The 24,013-nt window shown below is 39.1% G+C and carries 20 protein-coding genes and 1 pseudogene; 8 read left to right on the forward strand and 13 right to left on the reverse strand.

The window, feature by feature from the left end; translation table 11 throughout:
- Positions 1–22 precede the first annotated feature (22 nt).
- On the reverse strand, positions 23–1,768 hold the full coding sequence (locus tag B3E00_RS11910) for a M61 family metallopeptidase (protein ID WP_293938541.1): 1,746 nt from the start codon (positions 1,766–1,768) through the stop codon (positions 23–25).
- Between the two features lie 311 nt (positions 1,769–2,079).
- Here B3E00_RS11910 and B3E00_RS11915 point away from each other — a divergent pair, with 311 nt between their 5' ends.
- Both B3E00_RS11915 and B3E00_RS11920 read left to right on the forward strand, forming a co-directional pair.
- A complete protein-coding gene (locus B3E00_RS11915; protein ID WP_209578814.1) occupies positions 2,080–2,946 on the forward strand; it encodes an N-acetylglucosamine kinase in 867 nt (288 codons plus the stop codon).
- Between the two features lie 11 nt (positions 2,947–2,957).
- Positions 2,958–3,476 carry a glutathione peroxidase gene (locus B3E00_RS11920; RefSeq protein WP_209578813.1) on the forward strand — a complete coding sequence of 173 codons (519 nt, stop codon included), beginning with the start codon at positions 2,958–2,960 and terminating at the stop codon, positions 3,474–3,476.
- A gap of 64 nt (positions 3,477–3,540) precedes the next feature.
- Here the strand turns inward: B3E00_RS11920 and B3E00_RS11925 are convergent, their stop codons facing one another.
- Both B3E00_RS11925 and B3E00_RS11930 read right to left on the reverse strand, forming a co-directional pair.
- The gene (locus tag B3E00_RS11925) at positions 3,541–4,683 is read right to left on the reverse strand and encodes a serine hydrolase domain-containing protein (protein ID WP_293885653.1); all 1,143 of its coding nucleotides are present in this window, start codon (positions 4,681–4,683) and stop codon (positions 3,541–3,543) included.
- Between the two features lie 184 nt (positions 4,684–4,867).
- The gene (locus B3E00_RS11930; RefSeq protein WP_293938543.1) at positions 4,868–5,779 is read right to left on the reverse strand and encodes a LysR family transcriptional regulator; all 912 of its coding nucleotides are present in this window, start codon (positions 5,777–5,779) and stop codon (positions 4,868–4,870) included.
- 137 nt (positions 5,780–5,916) lie between these two features.
- Here B3E00_RS11930 and B3E00_RS11935 point away from each other — a divergent pair, with 137 nt between their 5' ends.
- A complete protein-coding gene (locus B3E00_RS11935; protein ID WP_209578811.1) occupies positions 5,917–6,630 on the forward strand; it encodes a class I SAM-dependent methyltransferase in 714 nt (237 codons plus the stop codon).
- 298 nt (positions 6,631–6,928) lie between these two features.
- Here B3E00_RS11935 and B3E00_RS11940 read toward each other — a convergent pair whose 3' ends face one another.
- The 3 genes from B3E00_RS11940 to B3E00_RS11950 are packed head-to-tail and all read right to left on the reverse strand — an operon-like array spanning position 6,929 to position 9,412.
- Positions 6,929–7,384 (reverse strand): NUDIX domain-containing protein, encoded by a 456-nt coding sequence (locus tag B3E00_RS11940; RefSeq protein ID WP_209578810.1) that lies wholly within the window; start codon positions 7,382–7,384, stop codon positions 6,929–6,931.
- A gap of 38 nt (positions 7,385–7,422) precedes the next feature.
- Positions 7,423–8,169: a hypothetical protein gene (locus B3E00_RS11945; RefSeq protein WP_209578809.1), complete on the reverse strand. Its 747-nt coding sequence runs from the start codon at positions 8,167–8,169 to the stop codon at positions 7,423–7,425.
- A 52-nt stretch (positions 8,170–8,221) separates the two neighbouring features.
- The gene (locus tag B3E00_RS11950) at positions 8,222–9,412 is read right to left on the reverse strand and encodes a DEAD/DEAH box helicase (RefSeq protein WP_209578808.1); all 1,191 of its coding nucleotides are present in this window, start codon (positions 9,410–9,412) and stop codon (positions 8,222–8,224) included.
- 228 nt (positions 9,413–9,640) lie between these two features.
- Between B3E00_RS11950 and B3E00_RS11955 the strand changes: the two genes are divergently transcribed.
- On the forward strand, positions 9,641–12,055 hold the full coding sequence (locus B3E00_RS11955) for an alpha-ketoacid dehydrogenase subunit alpha/beta (protein ID WP_209578807.1): 2,415 nt from the start codon (positions 9,641–9,643) through the stop codon (positions 12,053–12,055).
- A 57-nt stretch (positions 12,056–12,112) separates the two neighbouring features.
- On the opposite strand, the gene B3E00_RS11960 is transcribed toward B3E00_RS11955, so the two are convergent.
- The 5 genes from B3E00_RS11960 to B3E00_RS11980 form a co-directional block, all read right to left on the reverse strand.
- Positions 12,113–12,967, reverse strand: a complete 855-nt coding sequence (locus B3E00_RS11960; RefSeq protein WP_209578806.1) for an ROK family protein — start codon at positions 12,965–12,967, stop codon at positions 12,113–12,115.
- Positions 12,954–14,060: a chorismate synthase gene (gene aroC, locus B3E00_RS11965; RefSeq protein ID WP_209578805.1), complete on the reverse strand. Its 1,107-nt coding sequence runs from the start codon at positions 14,058–14,060 to the stop codon at positions 12,954–12,956. The genes B3E00_RS11960 and aroC overlap by 14 nt, the downstream gene beginning before the upstream one ends.
- Before the next feature lie 202 nt (positions 14,061–14,262).
- Complete coding sequence (aroA, locus tag B3E00_RS11970) at positions 14,263–15,513, reverse strand: 3-phosphoshikimate 1-carboxyvinyltransferase (RefSeq protein ID WP_209578804.1); 1,251 nt, start codon at positions 15,511–15,513, stop codon at positions 14,263–14,265.
- Entirely contained in the window at positions 15,513–16,625 is a 1,113-nt protein-coding gene (locus B3E00_RS11975) for a chorismate mutase (RefSeq protein ID WP_209578803.1), read from the reverse strand. The genes aroA and B3E00_RS11975 overlap by 1 nt, the downstream gene beginning before the upstream one ends.
- 39 nt (positions 16,626–16,664) lie before the next feature.
- Positions 16,665–17,489: a prephenate dehydratase gene (locus B3E00_RS11980; protein WP_209578802.1), complete on the reverse strand. Its 825-nt coding sequence runs from the start codon at positions 17,487–17,489 to the stop codon at positions 16,665–16,667.
- A gap of 633 nt (positions 17,490–18,122) precedes the next feature.
- On the opposite strand from B3E00_RS11980, the gene B3E00_RS22235 reads away from it, so the two are divergent.
- The 4 genes from B3E00_RS22235 to B3E00_RS11995 are packed head-to-tail and all read left to right on the forward strand — an operon-like array spanning position 18,123 to position 20,673.
- Positions 18,123–18,335, forward strand: a complete 213-nt coding sequence (locus B3E00_RS22235) for a thermonuclease family protein (protein ID WP_409530114.1) — start codon at positions 18,123–18,125, stop codon at positions 18,333–18,335.
- Positions 18,336–18,338: 3 nt separating this feature from the next.
- Entirely contained in the window at positions 18,339–19,208 is an 870-nt protein-coding gene (locus B3E00_RS11985) for an EamA family transporter (protein ID WP_293885661.1), read from the forward strand.
- Positions 19,205–19,822 carry an IMPACT family protein gene (locus B3E00_RS11990; RefSeq protein WP_209578799.1) on the forward strand — a complete coding sequence of 206 codons (618 nt, stop codon included), beginning with the start codon at positions 19,205–19,207 and terminating at the stop codon, positions 19,820–19,822. Before B3E00_RS11985 ends, B3E00_RS11990 begins: the two co-directional genes overlap by 4 nt.
- A complete protein-coding gene (locus B3E00_RS11995; RefSeq protein WP_209578798.1) occupies positions 19,819–20,673 on the forward strand; it encodes a nucleoside phosphorylase in 855 nt (284 codons plus the stop codon). The genes B3E00_RS11990 and B3E00_RS11995 overlap by 4 nt, the downstream gene beginning before the upstream one ends.
- Before the next feature lie 95 nt (positions 20,674–20,768).
- Here the strand turns inward: B3E00_RS11995 and rodA are convergent.
- Together rodA and mrdA are read right to left on the reverse strand one after the other, a co-directional pair.
- Positions 20,769–22,028, reverse strand: a pseudogene (gene rodA / locus B3E00_RS12000) (rod shape-determining protein RodA); the annotation flags it as partial.
- Complete coding sequence (mrdA, locus tag B3E00_RS12005) at positions 22,021–24,006, reverse strand: penicillin-binding protein 2 (protein ID WP_209578796.1); 1,986 nt, start codon at positions 24,004–24,006, stop codon at positions 22,021–22,023. The gene mrdA and the pseudogene rodA, both read right to left, overlap by 8 nt.
- Positions 24,007–24,013 lie beyond the last annotated feature (7 nt).

A 24,013-nucleotide genomic window follows, 5' to 3' on the forward strand; every position in this document is an offset into this window, starting at 1 on the left:
TTTTTACAGCAATATTTCAGTTTTAAGCCATCCAGATTTTACCCAATAATTCCTGTAGAAAGGTTTGATCTTTGAGCGGACGGATCTCATAAATCTTTTTAGTATTTTTTCTGATTTGAACCGGTATCTCGCGCACCAAACCATCCCGGGCCACCAAAAAGTTTAATAGTTCTCCCTCTTTGGCATGCTGAACAATGAAATCAATTTCTTTATCTTTAACATCGAGTCTGTTGTTGTTAATTGCAATGAGTTCATCTCTGACATTCAATCCGGCCTCGTATGCACCAGAATCTTTTTCCACGGTCGCTACTGAAATTAACCCGTCTACTTTATTTGTGGTAATCCCTAATGTTAAGGTGTTGTTATTAACATTTGTGTCAATAATTTCATAACCAACTAGATTGAAATAATCGTTATAGTCCAATTCGCCATCCTGATGCGCCGCGTCGAAAATATCATCCAACGAAGTGCCAGCGATGCGTTCGCCGAGACTTTTAAATTCATTTTCTTCAAATCCGCGATCGAGTTTTAGGAAAAACTCTTCATAAGCCTCCCGAATAACATCATCCAGTTTTAGTTTACCTTCTGTAGCTGCGATAATTTTAATATCCAGCAATGCCGTCAGCATCGCACCTTTATTATAGTAAGATATACCTGAATTTATTGAATTTTCATCCGGTCTATAATATTTAATCCAGGTATCGAAACTTGAGGCAGCTGCAGACTGTATTGCATGCCCGGGACGATTCAATACAATATTAAAATCGTTAGCTAACAAAGAGAGGTATTCTTTTTCGCTATAGAATCCACATCGTTTAATAATGAGGTTATCATAATACGAAGTGAATCCTTCCATAATCCATAGTCCCGTGGTATAGTTTTCGGCATCGTAATTAAACGGTCCTAAAGCTTTTGGACGTAAGCGTTTCACATTCCAAAGATGAAAATACTCATGCGCCACAAGGCTCAGGTAATTTTTGTAACTGGTCTCGTTAAGATAGGCATTTCTTGACGCCCCCAAAACTGTGGAATTGAGATGTTCTAACCCACCACCTCCAGACTGATAATTATGTGTAATAATAACATAACGCTTATTTGGGTTAGAACCCCAAATGCGGGTTTCTTCTTCAACAATACGGGTGATATCTTTTGTCAATCGTGCTTTATCATAACTTCCCCCTCCGACCATGGCACACTCATGTTCTACACCTGCAGCCTGGAATTTCCAGATATCCTGATTACCGGCTTCGATGGGACTATCGTACAAGATATCAAAATTTGGCGCATAAAATTTATGCTCCTCAATTTGCTCAAGCCCGGTTGATATGCTCGTCCAAGTATCTTTTAAATCTATGCTGACTGTAGTCGGATGGTCGATCCGGTTATCAATATAGAAGAACGTCGCTGTGGGTACAATAAAAGCATGGTCGCTATCAAAAAAATTAGTGCGTACTGAAGTTTCAAACCCATAGACGGCATAAACTACTTCAATTTGATCCAACGATTCTGTAGGTATTCGCCAGGTGTTTTTAGAAATTTTTTGATAGGTGATTGTATTTCCCGTTTTATCAAGTGATCGGAATCGTTCTACATTTTTTGCGTATTCGCGAATCAAATAGGATCCAGGAGACCATACCGGCATTTTTAGGTCGACATAAGGCTGGTTGAGATTTGTTACGCTCATTTTCACCTCAATGTAATGAGCTTGCACTTCGGGAAATGATACTTCAAAATGTATTTTGGGTATGTTTAAATGGTCACTATCCATGAAAAATAAATTTAGTATGAGCTCACAAAGCTAGAAAGTATCGTATGATTAATCAAACAAAAAAATATATTATTGGTTCTTTAATAACTGCAATAGGTATAAAATAGTACGCTATAGGGAGATATTGAAGTTCTCTCCAATATACTATTTTTCAGTAAGAAATATAATATAAATTGAACAATTATTATTGTTGCTTTCGACTGAAACCCTATTTATGAGGTTTGTTGAAAGACGCAAAAAATCTGTTTTTTATCAGAATTTTTGCTAAGTTTGATACAATAGTTTATTGGGGAAAATAATCAAGAATTTGTATGATCTTAGTTGTTGATAGCGGCTCTTCAAAGTCGGATTGGAAGTTGGAATTGCCAGATAGTGCGCCTATCTCATTCAGTACAAATGGACTTAATCCTTTTTTTGTCAATGAAAAGGAAATTACACGTGTTATTAAGGAAATACCCGAAATTATTCCATACGCTGATGAGGTTACAGAATTGTATTTCTTTGGTGCGGGGTGTATCACCCCTGATCGTAGGGAAATGGTATCGAATGCATTGACCCCCTTATTTGAAAATGCCTATATTTCGGTTGAAAATGATCTTTTTGGAAGTGCGTTAGCGACATGCGGTAATAAAAAAGGTTATGTAGCAACCTTAGGAACTGGGTCGGATCTCAGTTTCTTTGATGGAGAGGAGTTGATGCCTTCACACAATGGAAATGGCTATGTATTGGGTGATGAAGGTTCGGGAGCTTACTTCGGGAAAAATTTAGTCAGACTTTTTCTGTATGGACGTATGCCCAAGGATCTGAATGAAAAATTTGCGAATAAGTATAGAATCAATAAAGAGATTGTTATCAAAAATGTGTATCAAAAGGAGCGCCCAAATGCATTCCTAGCATCTTTTGCACCCTTCATGTCAGATAATATTACCCATCCATTTATCATTGATCTGGTAAAGAGCGGATTTGAGGAATTTGTTCAGGCATCAATTTTGACCTATCCGGATTATAATAAATATGAATGTCACTTTGTGGGGTCTATTGCATATAGTTTTGATCTAATTTTACGGGAAGTCTGTGATACACATCAGATCAAGGTAGGCACCATTTTAAAATCTCCTATTAACGAGCTGTTCGACGCAGTATTGGAAAGAGAGAGTAATTCATTACTAAGTCTTTAAACTAATTAAATATGATTATCGCTACTATTATGGTGTATATGTCAATGTTATTTGGCAATCCCAATTTTTATGATTTTAAGTTTACATCGCTTGACGGTAAGGAAGTCAAAATGTCTGATTTCAAAGGTAAAAAAGTATTGATTGTTAATACTGCATCTAAGTGTGGTTTTACAAAACAATATAAAGACCTCCAAGAATTGCACAAAACTTTTGGTGATAAGCTGGTCATTATAGGATTTCCGGCAAATAATTTCGGACAACAAGAGCCAGGTTCAAATGCGCAAATTCAAGAGTTTTGTGAACAAAATTATGGTGTTGATTTTCTAATGGCAGAGAAAGTAGATGTGAAGGGTGATCAAATTGATCCATTATTTAAGTATCTAACCGCACAGGAAAATCCCGATTTTAAAGGAGAGATTAAGTGGAATTTTGAGAAATTCCTAATCGATGAGCATGGTAAGCTTGTACACCGTTTCCGTTCAGCGACCAATCCACTCGATCCAGCAATTGTAAACTGGGTTAAAAACTAAAAGTAATGCAATGAGCTAATAAAAAAAGCNNGCTTTTTTTATTAGCTCATTGTAATTGATATGTTTATTTTGCCTTTATATAGACGTTGTAAAGCACATTTATACAATCTTTCAGTAAGGGATTGAATTCTTCACTATCGGGAATATTGCAGCCATTTGTGATGACTATAAAACCATATTTCTGCTTTGGGTGAAAGAACATGGCACTATAGAGCCCGTAAGCCGACCCAGTATGTCCGGTTAAAGTAACTCCCGGTACAATTTTGGTGTCATTCATAATAGCCAATCCATAGCCGGATTCTTTATTTACAGGTGTCTGCATAATCCTTGCATACTTTTTTCTGATGATGGTTTTTCCCTGGCTACGCCCATAGTTCATATGCATCATCATATAATTTGCTAAATCTAATGCTGATATTTTCATTCCACCTGTTGGGGAGAGTATGGGCGTACTATATCCCATCTTATACTGGATAAGTTCTTCGTGGCGAGGGTGATAGGCGCTAAGCTCCTCATGTGGTTTTCCTGTCTGGTCATATGAATACAACGGGACAAATCTTGTTTTATCCAAAGAGTCGACACAATATCCACCATAGAGGTTGAGCGGTCTAAGGATATGACGAACAACATAGTTGTCGAAACGATTATTGGTCAGTTTCTCAAGAACGGCCCCGGCCATATTAAAATTGAGATTACAATACTGGTACTGTGAACCAGGGGCATACAGATTATATGATTTTTGCCAATTTGGGTTCTTGACAGGGTTAATAACATCGAGATTAAAATAACCGTTCTTATCGTTGATACTGGAGGTATGGGAAAGAATCATCCGGAGTGTGATTGCTCTGTCTGGATAGTTTGGATTTCTGACAGGGAAACCTATGAGATCACCTATGTCGTCGTCTAGCCTACAACGACCATCTGCCAATAATTGCATAAAGGATGTTGCGGTGAAAGACTTTGAAATAGAAGCGATTCTAAAGATGTCATTTTCTAAGAGCGGAGTTTCTGTTTCCAAATTTTTGTATCCATAATTTTTGTGGTACTCAATCTGATTGTTTTTGACAACGACGACGCTGAGGCCAATCGCTTTATACCGACGCATCACTTCTGTAAGATCCAGATCCACCGATGCGGACTGTGCAGATAAAAATGTTGGAAGCAATTGAGTAATCAAGAAAAGGAGTAAGAGAAGATGCTTTCTCATGAATTGATTTGTTGAGATTTTAGTAATCGTATAAATGTAAGGAAATCCTATCTAATTAACTGCAATAATCATTGATTCAATGCTGTGAAAATCTTATCCATAGGTAGCGGATAAACAACATGGCGATTGATGCAACTGATTATTCAGCAGAGATACTGATGTAAATAATCAGCCCAACAATTCTTTAGGAGGCGTTGAATTTGCGGTATTCTTTTTGGATACAATCCATAAATTCGCCTAAAGCGCTGTTTTTACTTTTTTTATTGGAGACAAGTATAATTTCTGTTTTGCTATCTATGTCTTCAATTTCCATGGTTTTTAGTTTTAAATGTGGATACTGTTTGATAGTGGAAGCGGGGACTATTGCTAATCCCAGCCCTTGTGAAACCAATTCGAGAATAGAAGACATCGAGTTGCTCTGATGTACAATCTTAGGTTCGAACCCCATGCGATTACACGTGTTAATAACATGGCGATGGTATTCGGACGCATATTTTTGATTAAAAGAAATAAAACTTTCATTAAAGAAATTAATATCACTAAACGCTATATGTGTCGGGCCTACAATGACCATGGGGTCTTCGAAAAGAGGAGTGGTCAATAATTCGCTCGAATAAATTGGAGAACGCATTATACCTAGATCCAGTTTACCGTTTTCTAGTGCCAATTTTTGTTTGTGTGTTGACGTTTCAAAAAGACTCACTCTTAAGTATGGAAATTTCTGTTGAATGTGTTTCAATACTGTGGCGAGCATTTTCTTCGGCGTTGAACTAACGTAACCCAATTTGAATTCTCCAGAAATATTGTTGTGGATCTGCTTCGTGATTGTTTTGCTGTGTTCTAAATTCTGAAGGATTTCCACAACCTCCTCCAAAAAGTATTTACCCGCTTCTGTTAGTTCGACGCGTTTGTTGGTTCTGAAAAAAAGGATGACACCCAACTCGTCTTCAAGGTCTTTAATCTGCCGACTTAACGGCGGCTGGGACATAAATAGACGTTCTGCTGCTCGGCCAAAATGAAGCTCCTCGGCTACTGTTTTAAAATAAATAAGATGTCGTATTTCCATCGATACTTTTTTGGTATGAATTCTTGACAAAATAAATATTTTTAATGAATTCCAGTTAGTCTTACATTTAAATTATTAAAAAATAACGGGTGGGCCACAATACAATCAGTCTGCATATGGTCATGCCGTATGAGACTCGTCCGAATTAAAAAAAAAATAATTTACAGATGAATAAAGCAACTTTACAGGAAATTGAAGCACGGTTTGACAATGATGTAGAACGTTTTTCAAATTTAGAAACAGGCCAGGCCACCACACTTGATGCGGTTTGGAACATGGAGCTAATTACAGATGCCATTGCAAGTGTTTATTCAAATGCAAAAAATATATTGGATATTGGATGTGGCGCTGGAAATTACGATGTTAAGTTATTGCAAAAACTGAAATCTAATCCAAATTTTAGTCTTGTAGACTTAAGTCAACCCATGTTAAATAGAGCACAAGAGCGTGTAAGTGCTCTGACAAAAGGAGAAATTCAGTTGATAAAGGGAGACTTTAGGGAAGTTTCCTTGGAAGAGGAAAAATTCGATGTCATTATTGCTACTTCGGTTTTACATCACTTACGGGATGACGAGGATTGGTTAAGCACTTTTAAAAAGTTATTCCGTCTGCTAAAATCAGGTGGAAGTGTATGGATTTTTGATTTGATAGAACAGAATAATGTTCATCTTCAAAAGCTAATTTATAAGGAGAAATATGGCGCATACTTAACTAAATTGAAGGATGAGGAATATCGCGATCATGTTTTTGGCTATATTGAACATGAGGATACGCCTAGATCTCTAGTTTACCAGCTCAATTTATTGACCGATGTTGGTTTTAACAATGTGGATGTTTTGCACAAGAATTTATGTTTCGCCTCGTATGTAGCCTTTAAATAACGGGCTGGAGCAATAGAGTTAAATAAATAAGGCGATACGGGGAGTATCGCCATAAAATCACACTAACTATTAAAAAACCTATAGGACTAGGATTTTACATATTCAATAAACCAATTTCCGTCTTATCCCACGCTCTTCCAACATTATTCCCAGTCACATGTGAGATGTTAAATAAATAATAAAATGTAATTATTGAGGTCAATACTTTAAAAAAAACAAGCATTTCCATTGGTTTACGTAAAGATATATCTTTATTTTTTAAATACAAATAAAAATCATGAAAATTGAAAAATTATTATTATCTAATCGTTTTCAAGAATTCCTTCCAAGCGATTTGATCTGTTTTGAAAGTTAGATCATCAATGAGTACCGATTCGATTGGCAACCATCGAAACGATTGAAGTTTATTGTCTTCCGGTTTTTGATCTGGATCAAAATCGAAAGCTCTGTTCGTAGTTCTGATTTGAATTGGTGAAGTGTTCTTGACCTGATAGTAAATGGATATTATTTGACTATCATTAAAGCTTGATTTCTCATAAAAGTCAGTGGTATAAATGTGCTTAACGACAGCAACTTCAAAATTACACTCTTCCTGATACTCCCGGATCAAGGCATTCAATAAACCTTCTCCATATTCTAAGCCCCCGCCGGGGAATTTGGTAAATGAAACATTTTCCGTCCTTTCGTCACTGATCAACACCTCCTGTTTTTCATTGATCAATATTCCGTACACTCTTACGTTAAATGGAAACATGAGTTAATTATGTTTGTATATATTTAAGTCTTTTTTATTTATAGTGGCATAAAGCCGTTGTCAATAGCAAGTTCGTCCAATCCAATATAAGAATAATGTCTAGGAAGGAACCAGCCTATCGCTTCCATAATGTTCGTAAACTCTTTTTCTGTGCTGAATTGGTTGGCAACGATATTGAATGCTAAATCTTGTGTAGCATTTTCTTCATCTTTATAATTGCGTGCAAGCAGCATAATTTTAGCATTCTTTACCCCATAGTAATCCAAAAATTCACGCAGTTGTGTACGTACTGTTTGCGGAAGAATAGTTTCAGCTGGCTGCCCAACTAATATTTCTTCATCTTCGCCAATAATTGTTGGTGTATTTTTCTTCGAAAAAATACTCTCATCCGTGTAAAATTCCTCATTCAGAAAGAAGTTGACCAAATCGCCATAGGTGAACACCCAATCTGGATTTTCATGCTGTGTATTAATTGCAATACCAAATCCCCTTGGTAACACAAAATCTTTCAGTCGATTTTTGATGACGAATGCTTGAAAGTTCTGATCTTTTGGAGCGCTTTCAAGTTGGAAATAAGGAAATCCGTCCGGACCAACAACTACTTCTGTCTCGGCTAATTTTAAGGTACATTCAGCAATATTTGTTAAAAATGCATCCCGCCATTCCTCATCCCGATCTTCAAAAGGAATCTCCATCAGACTATTCACGATGATTGTTTTTTCCAGGTCTCCTAGACGGTTATCATCGCCGTTATTACTATCATCAAATAAATGTATTGTATTCATCTCGAATTGTGATTTTATGATTTGCAGGTAAAAGTAAAAGAATATTTATTAATTAACGACGTTTTCTCGATTTTGAAGAGCCTTTCCGAGGATTGGTTTGACTACTGGAAAGCATTTTCTCCCAGCTTAGCAAGTAAGGGTGCTGATCGTCAATTCTAATTTGCCGTTTTAAGGCGAGTTGCAATTTGATCCATTTTTCGTTGTCTTCCGCGTCGCAAAATGTAAAGGCTTTTCCATCAGCCTCAGAACGACCAGTCCGGCCGATCCGATGGGTATATAGCTCTGGCGAATCTGGAACTTCGTAGTTGATGATTGCCTCCAGATCCGGAAAATCTACTCCACGTGCCAACAGGTCTGTTGCAATTAAAATACGTTCTTCTTTTCGTCTAAACTGAGCAATGATCTCTTCTCGTTTTTGCTGCGACTTATCGCCATACAAAGCCAAACAAGAAACACCACTTCGGTTTAATGCTTTTTCAATCCGTTCGACTCCTTGCACTGTTCGCGTGAAAACGATGGCCTGCCGTGAAATCCTGTTTTCAAGCAGATGGCCCAATAGGCTCTTTTTATCATTCTTGTCGACATACATTACAGATTCCACTATCCGGCCCTTTTTTAAGGCTCTATCAATAATGATCTCGACAGGGTTGTTTAACTTTTTTCGAACAATTTTTTCGATTTCGGCGGTTTTTGTGGCCGAACTAAAAATAGATTGTCTCTCAGCGGGTAATTTATTGATGATTTTGTTGATATCCGCCGCAAAGCCGAGATCAAGCAATTGATCGAATTCATCGACCACCAAGGTATCTATCGTCTTCAAATCAATACTCCCCCGATCCAGAAAATCCAGCAAACGACCCGGAGTGGCAAGGATCATATGCGCGTTCGGATAAACCTCCAATTGACTTTCATAAGTTCCACCGCCATAGAAGCTGGCGATGATCAAATCCATACCTTCGATAAGATTCGTTATGCGCTGTTGGGTTTGAATACAAAGTTCCCGGGTCGGGAGCAGTACAAGTACCGATAGACGGTCAGCGGTAATTTTAGTTCGTAAACGCTGAATAATTGGAATCGCGTAAGCCTCAGTTTTCCCCGTTCCGGTCGGTGCAATCGCTAAACAATCCCTGCCCTCTAAAATGGCAGGGATAGCTCTTTCTTGAACAGGTGTAAGCGAAGAAAGCTTTCGTTTTTCAAGATTAGCGCTAAGGGATTTATCGAGTTTTAGTATTGAAAAATTCAAAATAATGAATATAAAATCCAAAAATAGAAATTAAAAAGGACAAAGCTGGTTTTACGTCGTTATAGGTATAAAAAAGTCTATGTAAATTAGGATTTTTTATCAAAAAGTACTAATTTGATAAATTAGAATATTCTATTTCAAATGAGGACTGTCGATTGTCAATTTATTTGACAAACACCAATTATATAGAATAATATTTTTGTTAAATTTGTTGAAACAAAAAAGAATATGTTTGATACTGCATTTGACCAAAACAATGAATCTATTTCCACTTTGAGCTTTGATGAGTTCAAGAAGATTATTGTGAATGATTATCGAACTGCCTTGGAAAGTCGTTACGTGAGTTTATTGGGACGTAAAGAAGTACTTACAGGTAAGGCTAAGTTTGGTATTTTTGGCGATGGAAAAGAATTGGCACAAATCGCGATGGCCAAAGTTTTCAGAAACGGAGATTGGCGATCGGGATATTACCGTGACCAAACATTTATATTTGCTTCAGGCATCAGTAATGTCTACCATTTTTTCTCTCAACTGTATGCCCATCCCGATGTAGAGGCAGATCCTTCTTCTGCAGGAAGACAAATGAATTGCCATTTTTCGACACGCGTTGTGGATGATCAGGGAAACTGGTTGAATCAAATGGCTCAAAAAAATTCGTTTTCAGATATTTCGACAACAGGAGGGCAGATGGCAAGGCTGCTAGGCTTGGGCTTGGCTTCCAAACTGTATAAGCAGAATAGAAATTTAGATTACCTATCTTATTTTTCAAATAAAGGAAGCGAAGTTGCCTTTTGTTCTATCGGCAATGCTGCTACTTCTGAAGGTGTATTTTTTGAAGTCATTAACGCAGTAGGGGTTCACCAGATTCCGACCGTGATTTCCATTTGGGATGACGGATATGGCATATCTGTACCGAACGAAATTCAAACAACGAAAGGAGATATTTCAGAAGTGCTTCAAGGATTTCAGAAGGAAGAATTGACCAACGGGATTGAAATATTCAAAGTGAGAGGATGGGATTATGCAGGATTATGTGAAACTTATGAACAGGCTGCCCATATTGCCCGTGAGAAACATATTCCTTGTTTGATCCACGTGACCGAACTGACACAGCCCCAAGGGCATTCTTCTTCAGGTTCACATGAGCGTTATAAATCTCAGGAAAGATTACAATGGGAGACTGACTTCGATTGCATCGCAAAAATGAAAGAGTGGATAATAAGTTCGGGAATCGCCACCTTAGAAGAGCTGGAGCAACTGGATCAACAGGCTAAAGATCATGTTCGTCAAGAACAAAAGCGAGCTTGGACCGATTATATCAAAACGTTGAGCATAGAGGCAAAGGAAGCCATAGATTTACTTCAGGGTATTCCGAACGAACGCGCCGATTTTGCTTCCAAAAAATTGCAATCGATGGTTGAACCTTCTTTAAAAGAGGTGTACGGTCAGGTTCGCAAGGTGCTGCATGAGCTGAAAGGACAGCATAGTGAAGAACGTCAGCAATTATTAAGTTGGTACAAAGAAAAGCATGCGGTTAATGAGAAACGTTATAACTCGAAGTTGTTTACAGCTGGTGTCGATTCTCCTGCCCATGTAAAGATTGTTCCTGCTTTGTACAGTGAAGAGGCTAAAGTTGTCGACGGCCGTGAAGTCCTGAATTTATGCTTTGAGGAGAACTTTAGACGTGACGAAAGGCTGTTGGCTTTCGGAGAAGATGTGGGTAAAATTGGAGATGTGAATCAGGGTTTTGCGGGATTACAGGAGAAACTTGGTGTACATCGTGTATTTGATACCGGTATTCGGGAGAATTCAATTATAGGTAAAGGGCTTGGTTTGGCGATCCGCGGCTTCCGTCCGATAGCCGAAATCCAATATTTAGACTACCTAATTTACGGCATTACAGTAGCAAGTGACGATTTGGCAACTTTAAGTTACCGTACCTTTGCTGGACAGAAAGCACCCGTAATTATTCGTACGCGCGGCCATCGATTAGAAGGTATATGGCACTCCGGATCGCCGATGTCGGTAATTTTAGGCGCCCTGAGAGGTTTACATGTATGCGTGCCGCGTAATATGACCCAGGCAGCAGGTATGTATAATACCTTGTTTCGCTCAGATGAGCCAGCTATTGTCATTGAATGTCTGAATGGTTATCGTCTGAAGGAACGCTTACCAGAAAACGTCGGTGAATTTACAGTGCCAATCGGTTATGCGGAATGCGTGAAAGAGGGGGAGGATATTACTGTGGTATCCTATGGCTCAACTTTACGTGTCGTTGAGGAAGCGGCCGTTGAATTGGAACGCTTGGGAATATTTATTGAAATAATTGATGCACAAACATTACAACCTTTTGACAAAGGAAAACTTTGTGCGGAATCTTTGAAAAAAACAAATAAACTGTTAATTGTGGATGAGGATGTCCCTGGTGGCGCTTCTGCTTTTATCTTACAAGAGATATTAGAGAAGCAAAATGGCTACTATTTGTTGGATAGTCAACCACGAACACTAACTGCAAAGGCACATCGCCCGCCATATGGTTCAGATGGAGACTATTTCTCCAAGCCATCCTCCGACGATGTTGTTGAGACAGTTTATGCGATTATGCATGAAGCTAATCCAGAAAAATACCCATCTATGTTTTAATAGATGGGTATTTTTCTGAATGACCAATGCCAATATGCTAAGCGTTGGATTGATTTCTTAGCTGAATATACTTGCAGCACCGATCATTGCCGCTTTTTCGCCGAGTATGGCCGTGTAAATTTGGAATCTTTCAAATTCTTTTCGATCCGCGATGAAAATAGGCAGTGCTTTTGCAATATTGCCACCTACAATAAATAGTTCAGATGAATGTTTGTCCGAGAAAAACTGCATAAAATCAAATAGATGTTTAGCATATTCATCTTTGATGATTTGAAACTCCGCAGTTTCCCTATAATGATCTAAAATTTCTTTCAGTCCTGTCACATCCTTACCTGCTATTTCTTTGAAACGTTTTACGAACCATCGCGTAACCAGAAACTCCTCAAAGATACAATCTTCATAAGGGCTATTCCATAAGGCCGCATCAAAAGCCTTCTCGCCTTTATTCCAAACCGCAGACCCAAGCCCAGTGCCCAATGTAATTCCTAGTATCCGCTTATTCGTTTGCAGTTGTTGTACGAATATTTCGCCTTGTAAGAAAGCAGCTGCATCATTGATAAAGTGAATAGACATAGGAGAAAGTCCCAGTTCCTTAGCTAACAGAGTTTTGATATCTTGGTTGTAAAGATGGTCATATTTGCTTTGTCCTTGTATCTTGGATATTCCATTTTCGTAGTCAAATGGTCCTGGCATGGCAATTCCGATGAACTGAATAGGAGCAGGAGAGGTGGCTATGATATCACTAATAGCTGACGCCCAGGTTTGTAAAATCGTTTTAGCATCTCCTTGAGAAAAAACGTGGTTTCTGGCCACGTTTTCTAGGTATATATTCCATTGTTTTGTGTCAATGATACAGGCAGAAATATGTGTGCCTCCAATATCAACACCTACGACATAATTATCTTGCAGCATGTTTGTAACTTTGATTTTTAAGTAGATGATCCGCGATTACAAGTGCTGCCATGGCTTCCACAATAATTACTGCTCTCGAAACAACGCAAGGGTCATGTCTTCCCTTGCCACTAGCAATAGCAGGGTTGCCATGGACATCTACCGTCTCTTGATCTCTCATGATAGTGGCAACAGGCTTAAATGCTACTTTGAACGTAATATCCATACCATTTGAAATCCCGCCCTGAATACCTCCAGAGAAGTTGGTATGCGTGTGCACTCGAGTTAAATCATGGTCATCTGCTACAAATATATCATTATGTTCGGAACCTCGCAACTCTGATCCAGCAAAACCTGAACCATATTCAAAACCATGTACAGCATTGATGCTCATCATTGCCTTGGCCAGATCCGCATGTAGTTTATCAAAGACGGGTTCGCCTAAGCCTACGGGGACATGTCTGATGACAGCCGATATACGTCCACCAACAGTATCACCAGCTTTTCTGATAGAATCGATAAATTCAACCATTTCATTTGCTGTTGCTGGATCCGCGCAACGTGCGATGTTGGATTCCCGTAAATCAAGAAGGCTCTTTAGATCTTTTGTATCCACATTTTGTGCTTCAATAGTACCAACTCCAGAAACGTGGGCAAAGATTTCTATACCAAATTGTTTTAGAAAGCTCTTCGCAACAGCACCAGCAGCAACACGAGCAGCAGTCTCCCTTGCAGAAGAACGCCCTCCACCGCGATAGTCACGGATGCCATATTTCATCTGATAGGTGAAATCAGCATGAGAAGGTCTGAAAATATCTTTGATATGTGTGTAATCTTTCGAACGCTGATCTTCATTTGGAATGACAATCGCAATAGGTGTACCTGTTGATTTTCCTTCGAATACACCGGATAATATTTGCGCTGTATCACTCTCTTTCCTTTGCGTCGTGATTTTGGATTGACCTGGTTTTCGTTTGTCGAGCTCGGATTGGATAAAATCCTCGTCTATTATTATATTTGAAGGGCAACCATCAATAATTACACCGATAGCTTTGCCATGTGATTCGCCAAAAGTACTTATTCTGAATAAGTCGCCAAATGAATTTCCTGCCATAAAAATTAAATTTCAATAAACTTAAATAAATTTGCCTTTATATGCAATTGTAAAGCTTGAGAAGGAATACAAATTTATGGATTTGCCACCTGTCCTAAACCTTAAGGATTGTATTGCATGATTTTGTCCCAGGCGAAAAGCCTGTTGGGGTACAATAGGTGGAAACAGGGATTAATGTTGATTTAATCCCTGTTTTAATCTACTAGTCAATGACAAAAGCTTGCGCTTGTAAATGATTCCAAAAATCAGGATATGATTTTTCTACAACTTGAGGTTCAGCGATCTTAATCTGGTCAAAAACTAATGCCAGTGGTGCGAACGCCATCGCCATGCGGTGATCTTCGTAAGTATCGAAGGTGACCTCTTCAGGCTGATATACCCGTGCTGTTTTCAGGTGGTAGGTATCGCCATCTTCAATCAGCTCGGCTCCAAATTTCGCAATTTCCTTCTGCAGTGCTGCAATACGGTCAGTCTCCTTGATTTTTAAAGTTTCCAAGCCCGTAAAGGATACATCGCGTTTTAACGCAGCCGCGACAACAACCACAGTTTGTGCGAGATCGGGACATTCTTTAAAGTTGAATAAGCTTATGTCCGAATCGATTAACTTTTTATTTAAATGTAATCCGTCTGATTCAAAGCTTGACTGTACACCGAAATGCTCCATAATGCTTATAATCGCAATATCACCCTGTAAGCTATTTTTTCTTAATCCAGGCAATACGATCGATGCATTCGCATCTGCCAGTGCGACGATAGCGTACCAATAGGAAGCAGCGCTCCAATCTGGCTCGACATATATTGTTTGTTTATCAAATGTCTGCGGCGCAATTTTAATCGCGTTGTTCGTCCACTCATGTTGAATTCCTACACTTTTTAACATATCCAACGTCATGGATACGTAAGGTTTGGAGGTTAATTCACCCTCAATCTCTAAAGTAAGCCCTTTTTTTAATGCTGGTGCAATTAATAAGAGGGCTGATATATATTGGCTGCTGATATCTCCCTTAATCTTGACACGGTCTTTTCCTTGAAACAGCCCGCCCTCAATCTTCAAAGGAGGGTATCCGACTTTCTTTTCATAGTGGATGTCAGCGCCAATCTCTTTCATGGCATCAACCAATATACCTATAGGACGCTGTTGCATGCGTTCCGTACCTGTAAGGATAAAATTTCCTTTGACAAGGTTGAGGTAAGCCGTTAAGAATCGCATGGCCGTTCCTGCGGGACCGATGTCAATCGTGTTGAATCCTGGTTTCGGATCGGAAGCAATCTGCAGCACATGGTTTAACGTTACCGTATCTGCAGCTTCAGAAAGGTTGGCTATTTCAACTTGTCCTTTGCTCAATGATTGGATAATAAGAGCACGGTTGCTCTCAGATTTTGAACCTGTGAGTTGAACCGTACCCTGTATTTTTTTTGAAGGATGCGTCAGCGTGATGACTTGTTGATTCATTATGCTTCTGCTGTTGGTTGTTCCTGAGTGTTCATGACCACATTTTGTTTGCGAATAGATTCGTTGTGAATTAATTCGAGGAATTTTGTCGCAAATTCACTTCCCAACGAAAGCGCCTCTGCTAATTTGGTGCGTTTTTGAACAATCTCATCCCAACGGTTTACTTGTAAGATAGTAACATTGTTATCCCTTTTGTATTCTCCGATTTTCTCTGCAATTTTCATGCGTTCCCCAATTTTTTGGATGATTAAGTCATCTAATTTATCGATGTTGCTACGCAATTCAGCTAATTTGTCTTCGAATGAAGGATTGTCGGACGCCGCCTTACGTAAAGTTAAGTGATCGATCAAATCGGCTAATGCAGCAGGAGTAACTTGTTGTTTAGCATCAGTCCATGCAACAGATGGGTCGATATGCGATTCGATAATCAATCCTTGCATATCCATATCCATTGCTTTTTGTGCGATATACGGTAGCAATTCGCGGTTTCCACAGATGTGACTTGGATCGTTAATGATTGGTAAGTTAGGACAAGCGGTTTTTAATTGGATTGCTAAATCCCACATCGGTTCATTACGAAATGCGGTTTTTTCGTACGAAGAGAAGCCTCTATGGATAGCACCCAATTTTTTAATACCAGCACGATTGATACGTTCCAATGCACCGATCCATAAAGATAAATCTGGGTTTACAGGATTTTTAACGAATACCGGAATATCTATACCTTGTAAAGCATCAGCGATTTCTTGGACAGTAAATGGATTCGCTGTTGAACGTGCACCTACCCATAGCACATCCACACCAGCAGCTAAAGCTTCTTCCACATGTTTCGCTGTAGCAACTTCAGTCGCTGTTAATAGACCAGTCTCCTCTTTTGCTCTTTTTAGCCATTCTAGGCCAATTGAACCAATACCCTCAAATTCTCCAGGACGAGTGCGTGGTTTCCAGATGCCGGCACGTAAAATATTTACTTTTCCTGTATTTGCCAACAAATGTGCTGTTGATACCAACTGCTCTTCTGTTTCAGCACTACAAGGGCCTGCAATGATTAAAGGTTTGTCTCCTGTGTCCAACCAAGATTTTAAAGGAGTGATGTCTAATGTATTTTTCATGTTAAGTTTGATTATCTATGTTATATATGCTATTGTTAATTATAATTTTTCGTTTTTGACATATTCGCCCATAATATTGAAATTGATACTATGTTTGAGAACTTTCCGGATAGCTGCTTCGTAGTCCGTCTGCTTTTTCCATTCCACGTCGACGAAAAAGTCATACTCATTGCGCTTCCCAATGACGGGCATCGACTGAATTTTGCTCAGATTGATATTTTGGTCTGCAAAACATTGTAAAATGGTTGCTAGAGATCCGACCGTATTGCCTGTTTGGAAAGATAATGATGCTTTATTTGCATTTTTATGTTCTACTACCTCATTCGATAATACCAAAAAGCGGGTAGCATTCTTTTTATTGGTTTCGATTCTCTTCTCCAGGATTTCAAGCCCGTAAACCTCAGCGGCCAGTGTGCCTGCGATTGCAGCTGTGTCAGTTAATTTGCGCTCAGCAATCATTTTTGCAGTCGCCGCAGTGTCAGAACCCTCCGTTATACGTACTCCTTCCAGCTCTGAAAGAAATTCTTCACATTGGCGAATAGCAATCGGATGCGATTCGATATGTTTGATATCTTTTAATTTCACTCCAGGCAATACCATGAGATTCTGCTGAATGTTTAGGTAGACTTCGCCAGTAATATGAAACTTGTAATCTCTTAGCAAATTATAGTTTGGTAATAGGCTTCCGGCAATTGAATTTTCGATCGCCATAACGATATAGTCGACTTTTCTCTGCTTCAGCAATTCACAAGTTTTCTTAAACGAATCACATTCGACAATTTCAACTTCTCTTCCGAAAAATTTAAATGCAGCTTCTTCATGAAATGATGCCTTTGCGCCTTGTATTGCAATTTTTAAACTCATTGTTTTTTTGTTTGCTGTTTTGTCTCCAAACAAAAAGAGTCCCGATCATTCGAACCGGGACTCTTTTGTTTGTGTTCTTATGACTTATACACAATCTAATCCCGGCTCTTATGGTTAAAATAAAAGAAGCTAAAATAGAAATATGTATATGTTTTGTTCATCCTGCTATTGTTTGATATTTCAAATGTACGAATGTTTTTTATATATCAAAGAAAAAATAAATTTTATTCTATTTTTACCTCTATATTATTGTGTTTTTTTTAAGCTTTTTAAAGTCTCATTTTTAATCATTTTTATAACATTATTTGTTGATTCAAATTTTTTTTATATTATTGATTTTTAATATTTTATGTGTTTTTTTAATTTATTTTAAGCTTTTTTTTGATTGATTTTATCGTTTAATATTTCATATAAATTATGTTTTTTTTATTATGTTTTTTTGTTTAAAAAATGTGTTTTTTATGCTAATATTTACAGTTTTTTATCCTTGTTTTTTGCGAAGAAGAAACTCATTTCCTTGGATCAATTTCTGAGTTGTATGTCAAGCGAATTCATTTTTATGGAATAAATAGGTTATTAAGGGTAGGGGTACGCCAATATTTCAATTCGATCAAAGGCAGATATCATGCGAAATTGATATTTAATCTAAGAAAGCACGATCGGTATGGAAGATTTATTGCTTATGTGTATCTTGGGGAAAAATTTATCAATCGGGATTTGGTCGGACAGGGCTATCTAATATCTTACACATCAACACAGCATATGCTGTGTGCATATTTATTTTTGAAATTGGAATATCAGCTCGTTCGGGGGAAATCGTGGACGCTGGAAATAAATAGATTTTGAATAATGATTTTTGTCTTATTAAGTGTTATTTGTAGTGTGACCGTAGCGGTTTTATTGAAATTGGGAAGACAAAATGGAGTCGAAACCAAACAAGTTATTGTTTGGAATTACCCTATGGCCGTTGCACTGACCTATTTCGTGCTGAAACCTGACTTAAAATCGCTAGCATGGGACGATATGCCGGTTACTTTGTATACATTCCTTGCGGTACTACTCCCGGGAATGTTTGTTTTTATAGCTTTATCCATTCGGTACAGCGGTTTGGTCAAGACAGAAGTCGCACAGCGTTTGTCGTTATTTATACCACTTTTGGCTTCTTTTTTTTTGTTTCATGAAAAAATGGAAGGCCATAAAATGCTTGGAATAGCGACTGGTTTATTGGCAATTTTATGTTCGATTGGTTGGCAGAGAAATAAGCCTAGTAGATTGGCAACAGATAGCCGTTATAAAGCACGTTATCCCATGTTGGTATTCATTGGTATGGGTATCATTGATATTCTTTTTAAGCAAGTCGCGCTACATGTCAGTATACCCTATATCAGCTCCATGTTTATTATCTTTGTAATGGCGATGTTTATTGCAATGTTACTGTTGCTCTATTTTCTTTTCGTGGAAAGGCAAGGTTTTTCGAAAAAAGCTGTGGGATATGGACTGGTTTTGGGAGTATTCAATTTTTGTAATATTCTATTTTATATGAAAGCACATCGGGCTTTGCCAGAAAACCCTTCTGTTGTATTTACCGGTATGAACATCGGCGTGATTTCCTTGGGCGCTTTAATTGGCGTCTTATTTTTTAAAGAAAGGTTATCGCTATTAAATTATCTTGGTATAGCGCTTTCTATTGTTTCAGTTTTAATCATAGCATATCTATGAGTTTATTTGAAGATACTTATCGGACTATTGGTGCAAAATATGAGGGGATTTTTAGGGATAAAGGTAGTAAGTTTATTGCCTACGCCTTTCCTTTTAAATCGGAAGATCAACTCAAAGAGTTGCTCTTGGAAGTGAAAGCAATCCATCCCAAAGCGAGACATCATTGTTGGGCTTATCGTTTAACACCAGACCGAGCTGTCTTTCGAGTGAATGATGATGGCGAACCGTCGGGAACGGCAGGACGCCCTATTTTAAATGTGCTATTGTCTATGGATGTCACCAACATTATCGTGATTGTTGTACGGTATTTTGGCGGTACATTGTTGGGGGTACCAGGTTTGATTAATGCCTACAAGTCGGCCACCCAGGACGCTTTAATTCGAGCAGAAATTAGCGAACGCACAGTCAATGACCATTATGGTGTCACCTTCGATTACCTCCATATGAATGATGTCATGCGGATAATTAAAGAAGAGGGGATCGACGTTGATAAGCAGGAATTTGACAATCAGTGTTATCTGGAGTTTGAAGTCCGAAAAATGCAGGTCAATCGAATTGTTGATCGGTTCGCTAAAATCGAGGGTTGTCAGTTAACTTATTTATATACGCTATGATTAACGAATCGGAATTAGTTTTAAACGCAGATGGCAGTATTTACCATCTGAATTTGTTGCCAGAAGACCTGGCCAATACCGTAATTACCGTAGGTGATCCAGACCGCGTGGCGAAAGTTTCGGCACACTTTGATCGCATTGAACTCAAAAAAGGAAAGCGTGAATTTATTACACATACCGGGTATTTGGGGAATAAACGGCTAACCGTAATATCCACTGGTATAGGTACGGATAATATAGACATCGTATTGAATGAACTGGATGCGCTTGCAAATATTGATTTTGCCAGTAGAACCGTGAAGTCCGCGTTGACCTCGCTGGATATAATACGCATTGGAACTTCAGGGGCTGTACAACAAGATGTTGAAATGGGAACTATTTTGGCCTCTTCTTACGGTATAGGTCTTGATGCCTTGATGAACTATTATAAGGCTGCTTATGACGATGAAGAGAAAGGGCTTCAGGCGGAATTAGATAAGTATTTTTCAGCATTGAACTTACAGCCTTACGTTGCCAAAGGCAGTAGGAGTCTTCAGGAGCAGATCGCTTTTGACCTACCCAAGGGGATCACATTAACTGCACCGGGTTTTTATGCACCCCAGGGGCGCCATTTGAGGGCAAATAATAGCATTCCTAATTTTGTGAGTTTAGTAAATTCTTTTCAATATAAAGCGCTACGCTTAACTAACCTGGAGATGGAAACTGCTGGTATTTACGCATTGGCCAAAATGTTTGGACATCAAGCTTTATCCATCAATGCTATTTTGGCAAACAGGGTAGATGGTCATTTTTCTTCCACGCCCGAACAAGTTGTCGACAAGGCTATACAGCTCGTTTTAGCGCGCATTTAATTTTTTTGGAGAACAACTTGTGTAATAGCCGCTTCGCGGCGGATGCGATAAAGGAGTTGATGCTGTGGACAAGATTCAAATAGAAAAGGAATTNNAATTCCTTTTCTATTTGAATCAAATTTAAGCATGATAAACAGCAAAATCGTAAAACTCCACAAAGACGAGCCCCCGTAGCTGATAAAAGGTAGTGGTATCCCGATAACGGGTACAATACCTATTGTCATGCCGATATTAATAAACAAGTGAAAAAATAGAATGGAGGCTACACCATATGCATAGATTCTGGCGAAGGCCGAACGCTGTCGTTCGGCAATGTGAATAATGCGTAACAGTAGCGTGAGATAGATCAGTAATAAGGTAACCGATCCGACAAAGCCCCATTCCTCTCCAACCGTGCAGAAAATAAAATCTGTACTTTGCTCAGGTACGAAGTTATATTTTGTCTGGGTTCCCTGTAAATAACCTTTTCCCAAAAGCTGTCCCGATCCAATTGCAATTTTAGACTGGTTCAAATTATAGCCCTTTCCCTTAGGATCTTCCATTTTGCCTAAAATGATGTCAATACGATCACGTTGATGCGATTGTAAGACATGGTCATACACGAGGTCCACACAGAGAATAAATACTGCACACGCCGCAAAAAGTATACTGAGATTAATAATGTATTTCCTTCTCTTGCGGTAGTTCCACATCACAAGGCCAATGAGTAATGCCAAAACCAAAATAAGTATCCATGGATTGACCAATAAAGCAAGGACGAAAAGCAAAATGCAGAGACCTCCAAATATCAGAAGCTCATTATTCACATAGCCCTCTCGGTAGAATACAAAAATCAACGAAAAGAATGCGAGCGCAGATCCAGTATCGGGTTGTAACATCACCAGAAATACAGGGAATAATACAATACCGGCCCCCATAGCCAAAGTCTGCATGGTTGGAGCCTTATTGCTTTGAGAACTTAAAAAGTTGGCCAGCAACAGGCAGGTCGAAAGTTTCGCAAACTCCGAAGGTTGTAAGCGGAAAAAACCGAGGTCGATCCAGGCCTGATTTCCACCAACATTTCGTCCTACGACCAATACGATCACAAGCAGTACAGCAGTTATACCGTAAAATATTGGTGAAGCCGAGCTGAAAAATTTAGCGTCTATGATCAAAATGGATACCCCCAAGATAATAGCGGAAACAAGATATAAAGACTGTTTTCCATAATTCGTACCCAATGTAAAGAAATTGGGCAGTTCGGGGTTAAACACAGCAGCACGGATATTGAATAAGCCAATTAAGCATAGCGCGAGCCAAAGGGTTATGGTCAGCCAGTCTATCTTCCCAAAGAAACTAGTTTTTTGATTATTCATATCTTCTCTTTATCTCGCTATGGTGAACAATTGTTTCTTTTGGTTTCGTCACAGCGGCCAGTTGCCGTTTAGATTTTAACGTGTCCGTTTTGGATTTGACTGAGTCTGTTTTTTTTACATCCTTAGTAGCCTTTGGATCCACCACTTTTTTAGGCGCAGGAAGAAAATTTGCATTATAGATGCGATCCTGGATATACTTAGGAGCAGTGATGGTGTCTTTGAGGTATTTCTCGACCATCATACTTGCAATAGGTCCCGCCCATGTTCCACCGTAACCTGCATTTTCAACAAAGACAGCAATGGCGATTTTAGGATTTTCCCGCGGTGCAAAAGCAAAGAAAACAGCATGGTTTTCCCCATGCGGGTTCTGAGCTGTACCTGTTTTACCACACATTTCGATCCCCGGAATACGATTGGACCAAGCTGTTCCCTCAGGTGTATTAACAGCATCGCTCATGCCCTGAATAACTACAGGATAGTATTTTTCATCGACACCGGCACTTATTTTTTCCGTGAATTCCTTCTTGGCAATTTTCTTTTCTCCAATTCCTTTAATCAAATGCGGTCTGTAGTAAAACCCTTTATTAGCAACGATAGCCATGATATTGGCCATTTGCAATGGCGTTATTCCCATTTCCCCTTGCCCGATGGATAAGGAAATGTTGAAACTTGAACGCCATTTATCGTTACCGTATCGTTTGGTATAAAAATCTGATGTCGGCAATAAACCTGGTTTCTCCCCGGGTAGATCAATGCCCAGTTTATGGCCAATCCCAAACTGGGTTACTGCATTGCGCCATAAATCATAAGCTTTAGGTCCCGAAAGGCCACGTCCATCAATCATTTTGGCATACGTAAAACCATAATAAGTATTGCATGATACGGCTACCGATCGCTGTAAAGTAGTCGATCCATGATAGTGCGTACAGCCCATCCATCCACGTCCACCGCCATAACTGTACCCATGCGGGCAGAAGAATACCGTGTTGCGATCAATCACACCCGCCTGTTGCGCTGTCAATGCAGATACCACCTTAAATACAGATCCTGGCGGGTAAGAAGCTTGAATAGGACGGTTAAACAGCGGTTTCGTTTCATCCTTCAATAATTTCATATAATTATTGCCAGATTGTCGTCCCACCATCATGTTTGGATTATAGCTCGGACTACTGACATAGGCCAAGATTTCACCCGTTGAAGGTTCGATAGCAACAATGGACCCCAATTTATTTTTCATCAGGTTTTCCCCTAGGATTTGAAGGTCTTTATCTAAAGAGGAAACCAGTCCTTCCCCTGCAACGGCGAGTGTGTCGTATTTCCCCTCCATAAATACACCTTTGGGGCGATTCAGCGCGTCGACCATCAGGTTATTAACACCGCGTTTCCCACGAATGAGGTCTTCATAGGAACGCTCTACACCGCTGCGGCCAATATAGTCACCACTTCGATAAAATCCATTGGAGCGTTCAATGTCCTTGTCATTTACCTCACTGACATAACCCAAAAATTGAGCCGCTATGCTATCGGGATAACTTCTGATTGTTCTCTTCTGCACATAGAAACCACGAAATTGATATTGATACTCCTGATATTGGGCCCATGTCCGTACAGAAAGCTGTTTTTCAAAGATAGATGCACGATAAGGCGAGTGTATTCTAGCCTTTTCCATCCGTTTGATAAAGCCTTCTTTATCGATATCTATCAATTTGCAAAACAGTGCCGTATCAATTTCTTTTACTTCACGTGGGGTGACCATAAGGTCATATACCGGTTCGTTCTGAACCAGCACCTTTCCTTTTCGATCCAGTATAACCCCCCTGGCAGGGTAAACAATGACCTTGCGCATCACATTACTGTTGGCAGAATGTATGTAGGAATCGTCTATGATCTGCAAATAAAATAAGCGGGCCATCAGAGTCAGTGTGATGGCGATAAAGATTCCGGAAACGACGTACTTGCGCGCAAAAAAACTGTTCATAGAAATG

This window comes from Sphingobacterium sp. UBA5996 (assembly GCF_002429765.1).
Taxonomy (GTDB): Bacteria; Bacteroidota; Bacteroidia; order Sphingobacteriales; family Sphingobacteriaceae; genus Sphingobacterium.

Coding starts and splice junctions, on each gene's coding strand:
- B3E00_RS11915 (WP_209578814.1), top strand. CDS start 2,080: ATGATCTTAGTTGTTGATAGCGGCTCTTCAAAGTCGGATTGGAAGTTG.
- aroC (WP_209578805.1), bottom strand. CDS start 14,060: ATGGCAGGAAATTCATTTGGCGACTTATTCAGAATAAGTACTTTTGGC.
- B3E00_RS11935 (WP_209578811.1), top strand. CDS start 5,917: ATGAATAAAGCAACTTTACAGGAAATTGAAGCACGGTTTGACAATGAT.
- B3E00_RS11980 (WP_209578802.1), bottom strand. CDS start 17,489: ATGAGTTTAAAAATTGCAATACAAGGCGCAAAGGCATCATTTCATGAA.
- mrdA (WP_209578796.1), bottom strand. CDS start 24,006: ATGAACAGTTTTTTTGCGCGCAAGTACGTCGTTTCCGGAATCTTTATC.
- B3E00_RS11925 (WP_293885653.1), bottom strand. CDS start 4,683: ATGAGAAAGCATCTTCTCTTACTCCTTTTCTTGATTACTCAATTGCTT.
- B3E00_RS11910 (WP_293938541.1), bottom strand. CDS start 1,768: ATGGATAGTGACCATTTAAACATACCCAAAATACATTTTGAAGTATCA.
- B3E00_RS11985 (WP_293885661.1), top strand. CDS start 18,339: ATGATTTTTGTCTTATTAAGTGTTATTTGTAGTGTGACCGTAGCGGTT.
- B3E00_RS11955 (WP_209578807.1), top strand. CDS start 9,641: ATGTTTGATACTGCATTTGACCAAAACAATGAATCTATTTCCACTTTG.
- aroA (WP_209578804.1), bottom strand. CDS start 15,513: ATGAATCAACAAGTCATCACGCTGACGCATCCTTCAAAAAAAATACAG.
- B3E00_RS11945 (WP_209578809.1), bottom strand. CDS start 8,169: ATGAATACAATACATTTATTTGATGATAGTAATAACGGCGATGATAAC.
- B3E00_RS11975 (WP_209578803.1), bottom strand. CDS start 16,625: ATGAAAAATACATTAGACATCACTCCTTTAAAATCTTGGTTGGACACA.
- B3E00_RS11920 (WP_209578813.1), top strand. CDS start 2,958: ATGATTATCGCTACTATTATGGTGTATATGTCAATGTTATTTGGCAAT.
- B3E00_RS11995 (WP_209578798.1), top strand. CDS start 19,819: ATGATTAACGAATCGGAATTAGTTTTAAACGCAGATGGCAGTATTTAC.
- B3E00_RS11940 (WP_209578810.1), bottom strand. CDS start 7,384: ATGTTTCCATTTAACGTAAGAGTGTACGGAATATTGATCAATGAAAAA.
- B3E00_RS11990 (WP_209578799.1), top strand. CDS start 19,205: ATGAGTTTATTTGAAGATACTTATCGGACTATTGGTGCAAAATATGAG.
- B3E00_RS11960 (WP_209578806.1), bottom strand. CDS start 12,967: ATGCTGCAAGATAATTATGTCGTAGGTGTTGATATTGGAGGCACACAT.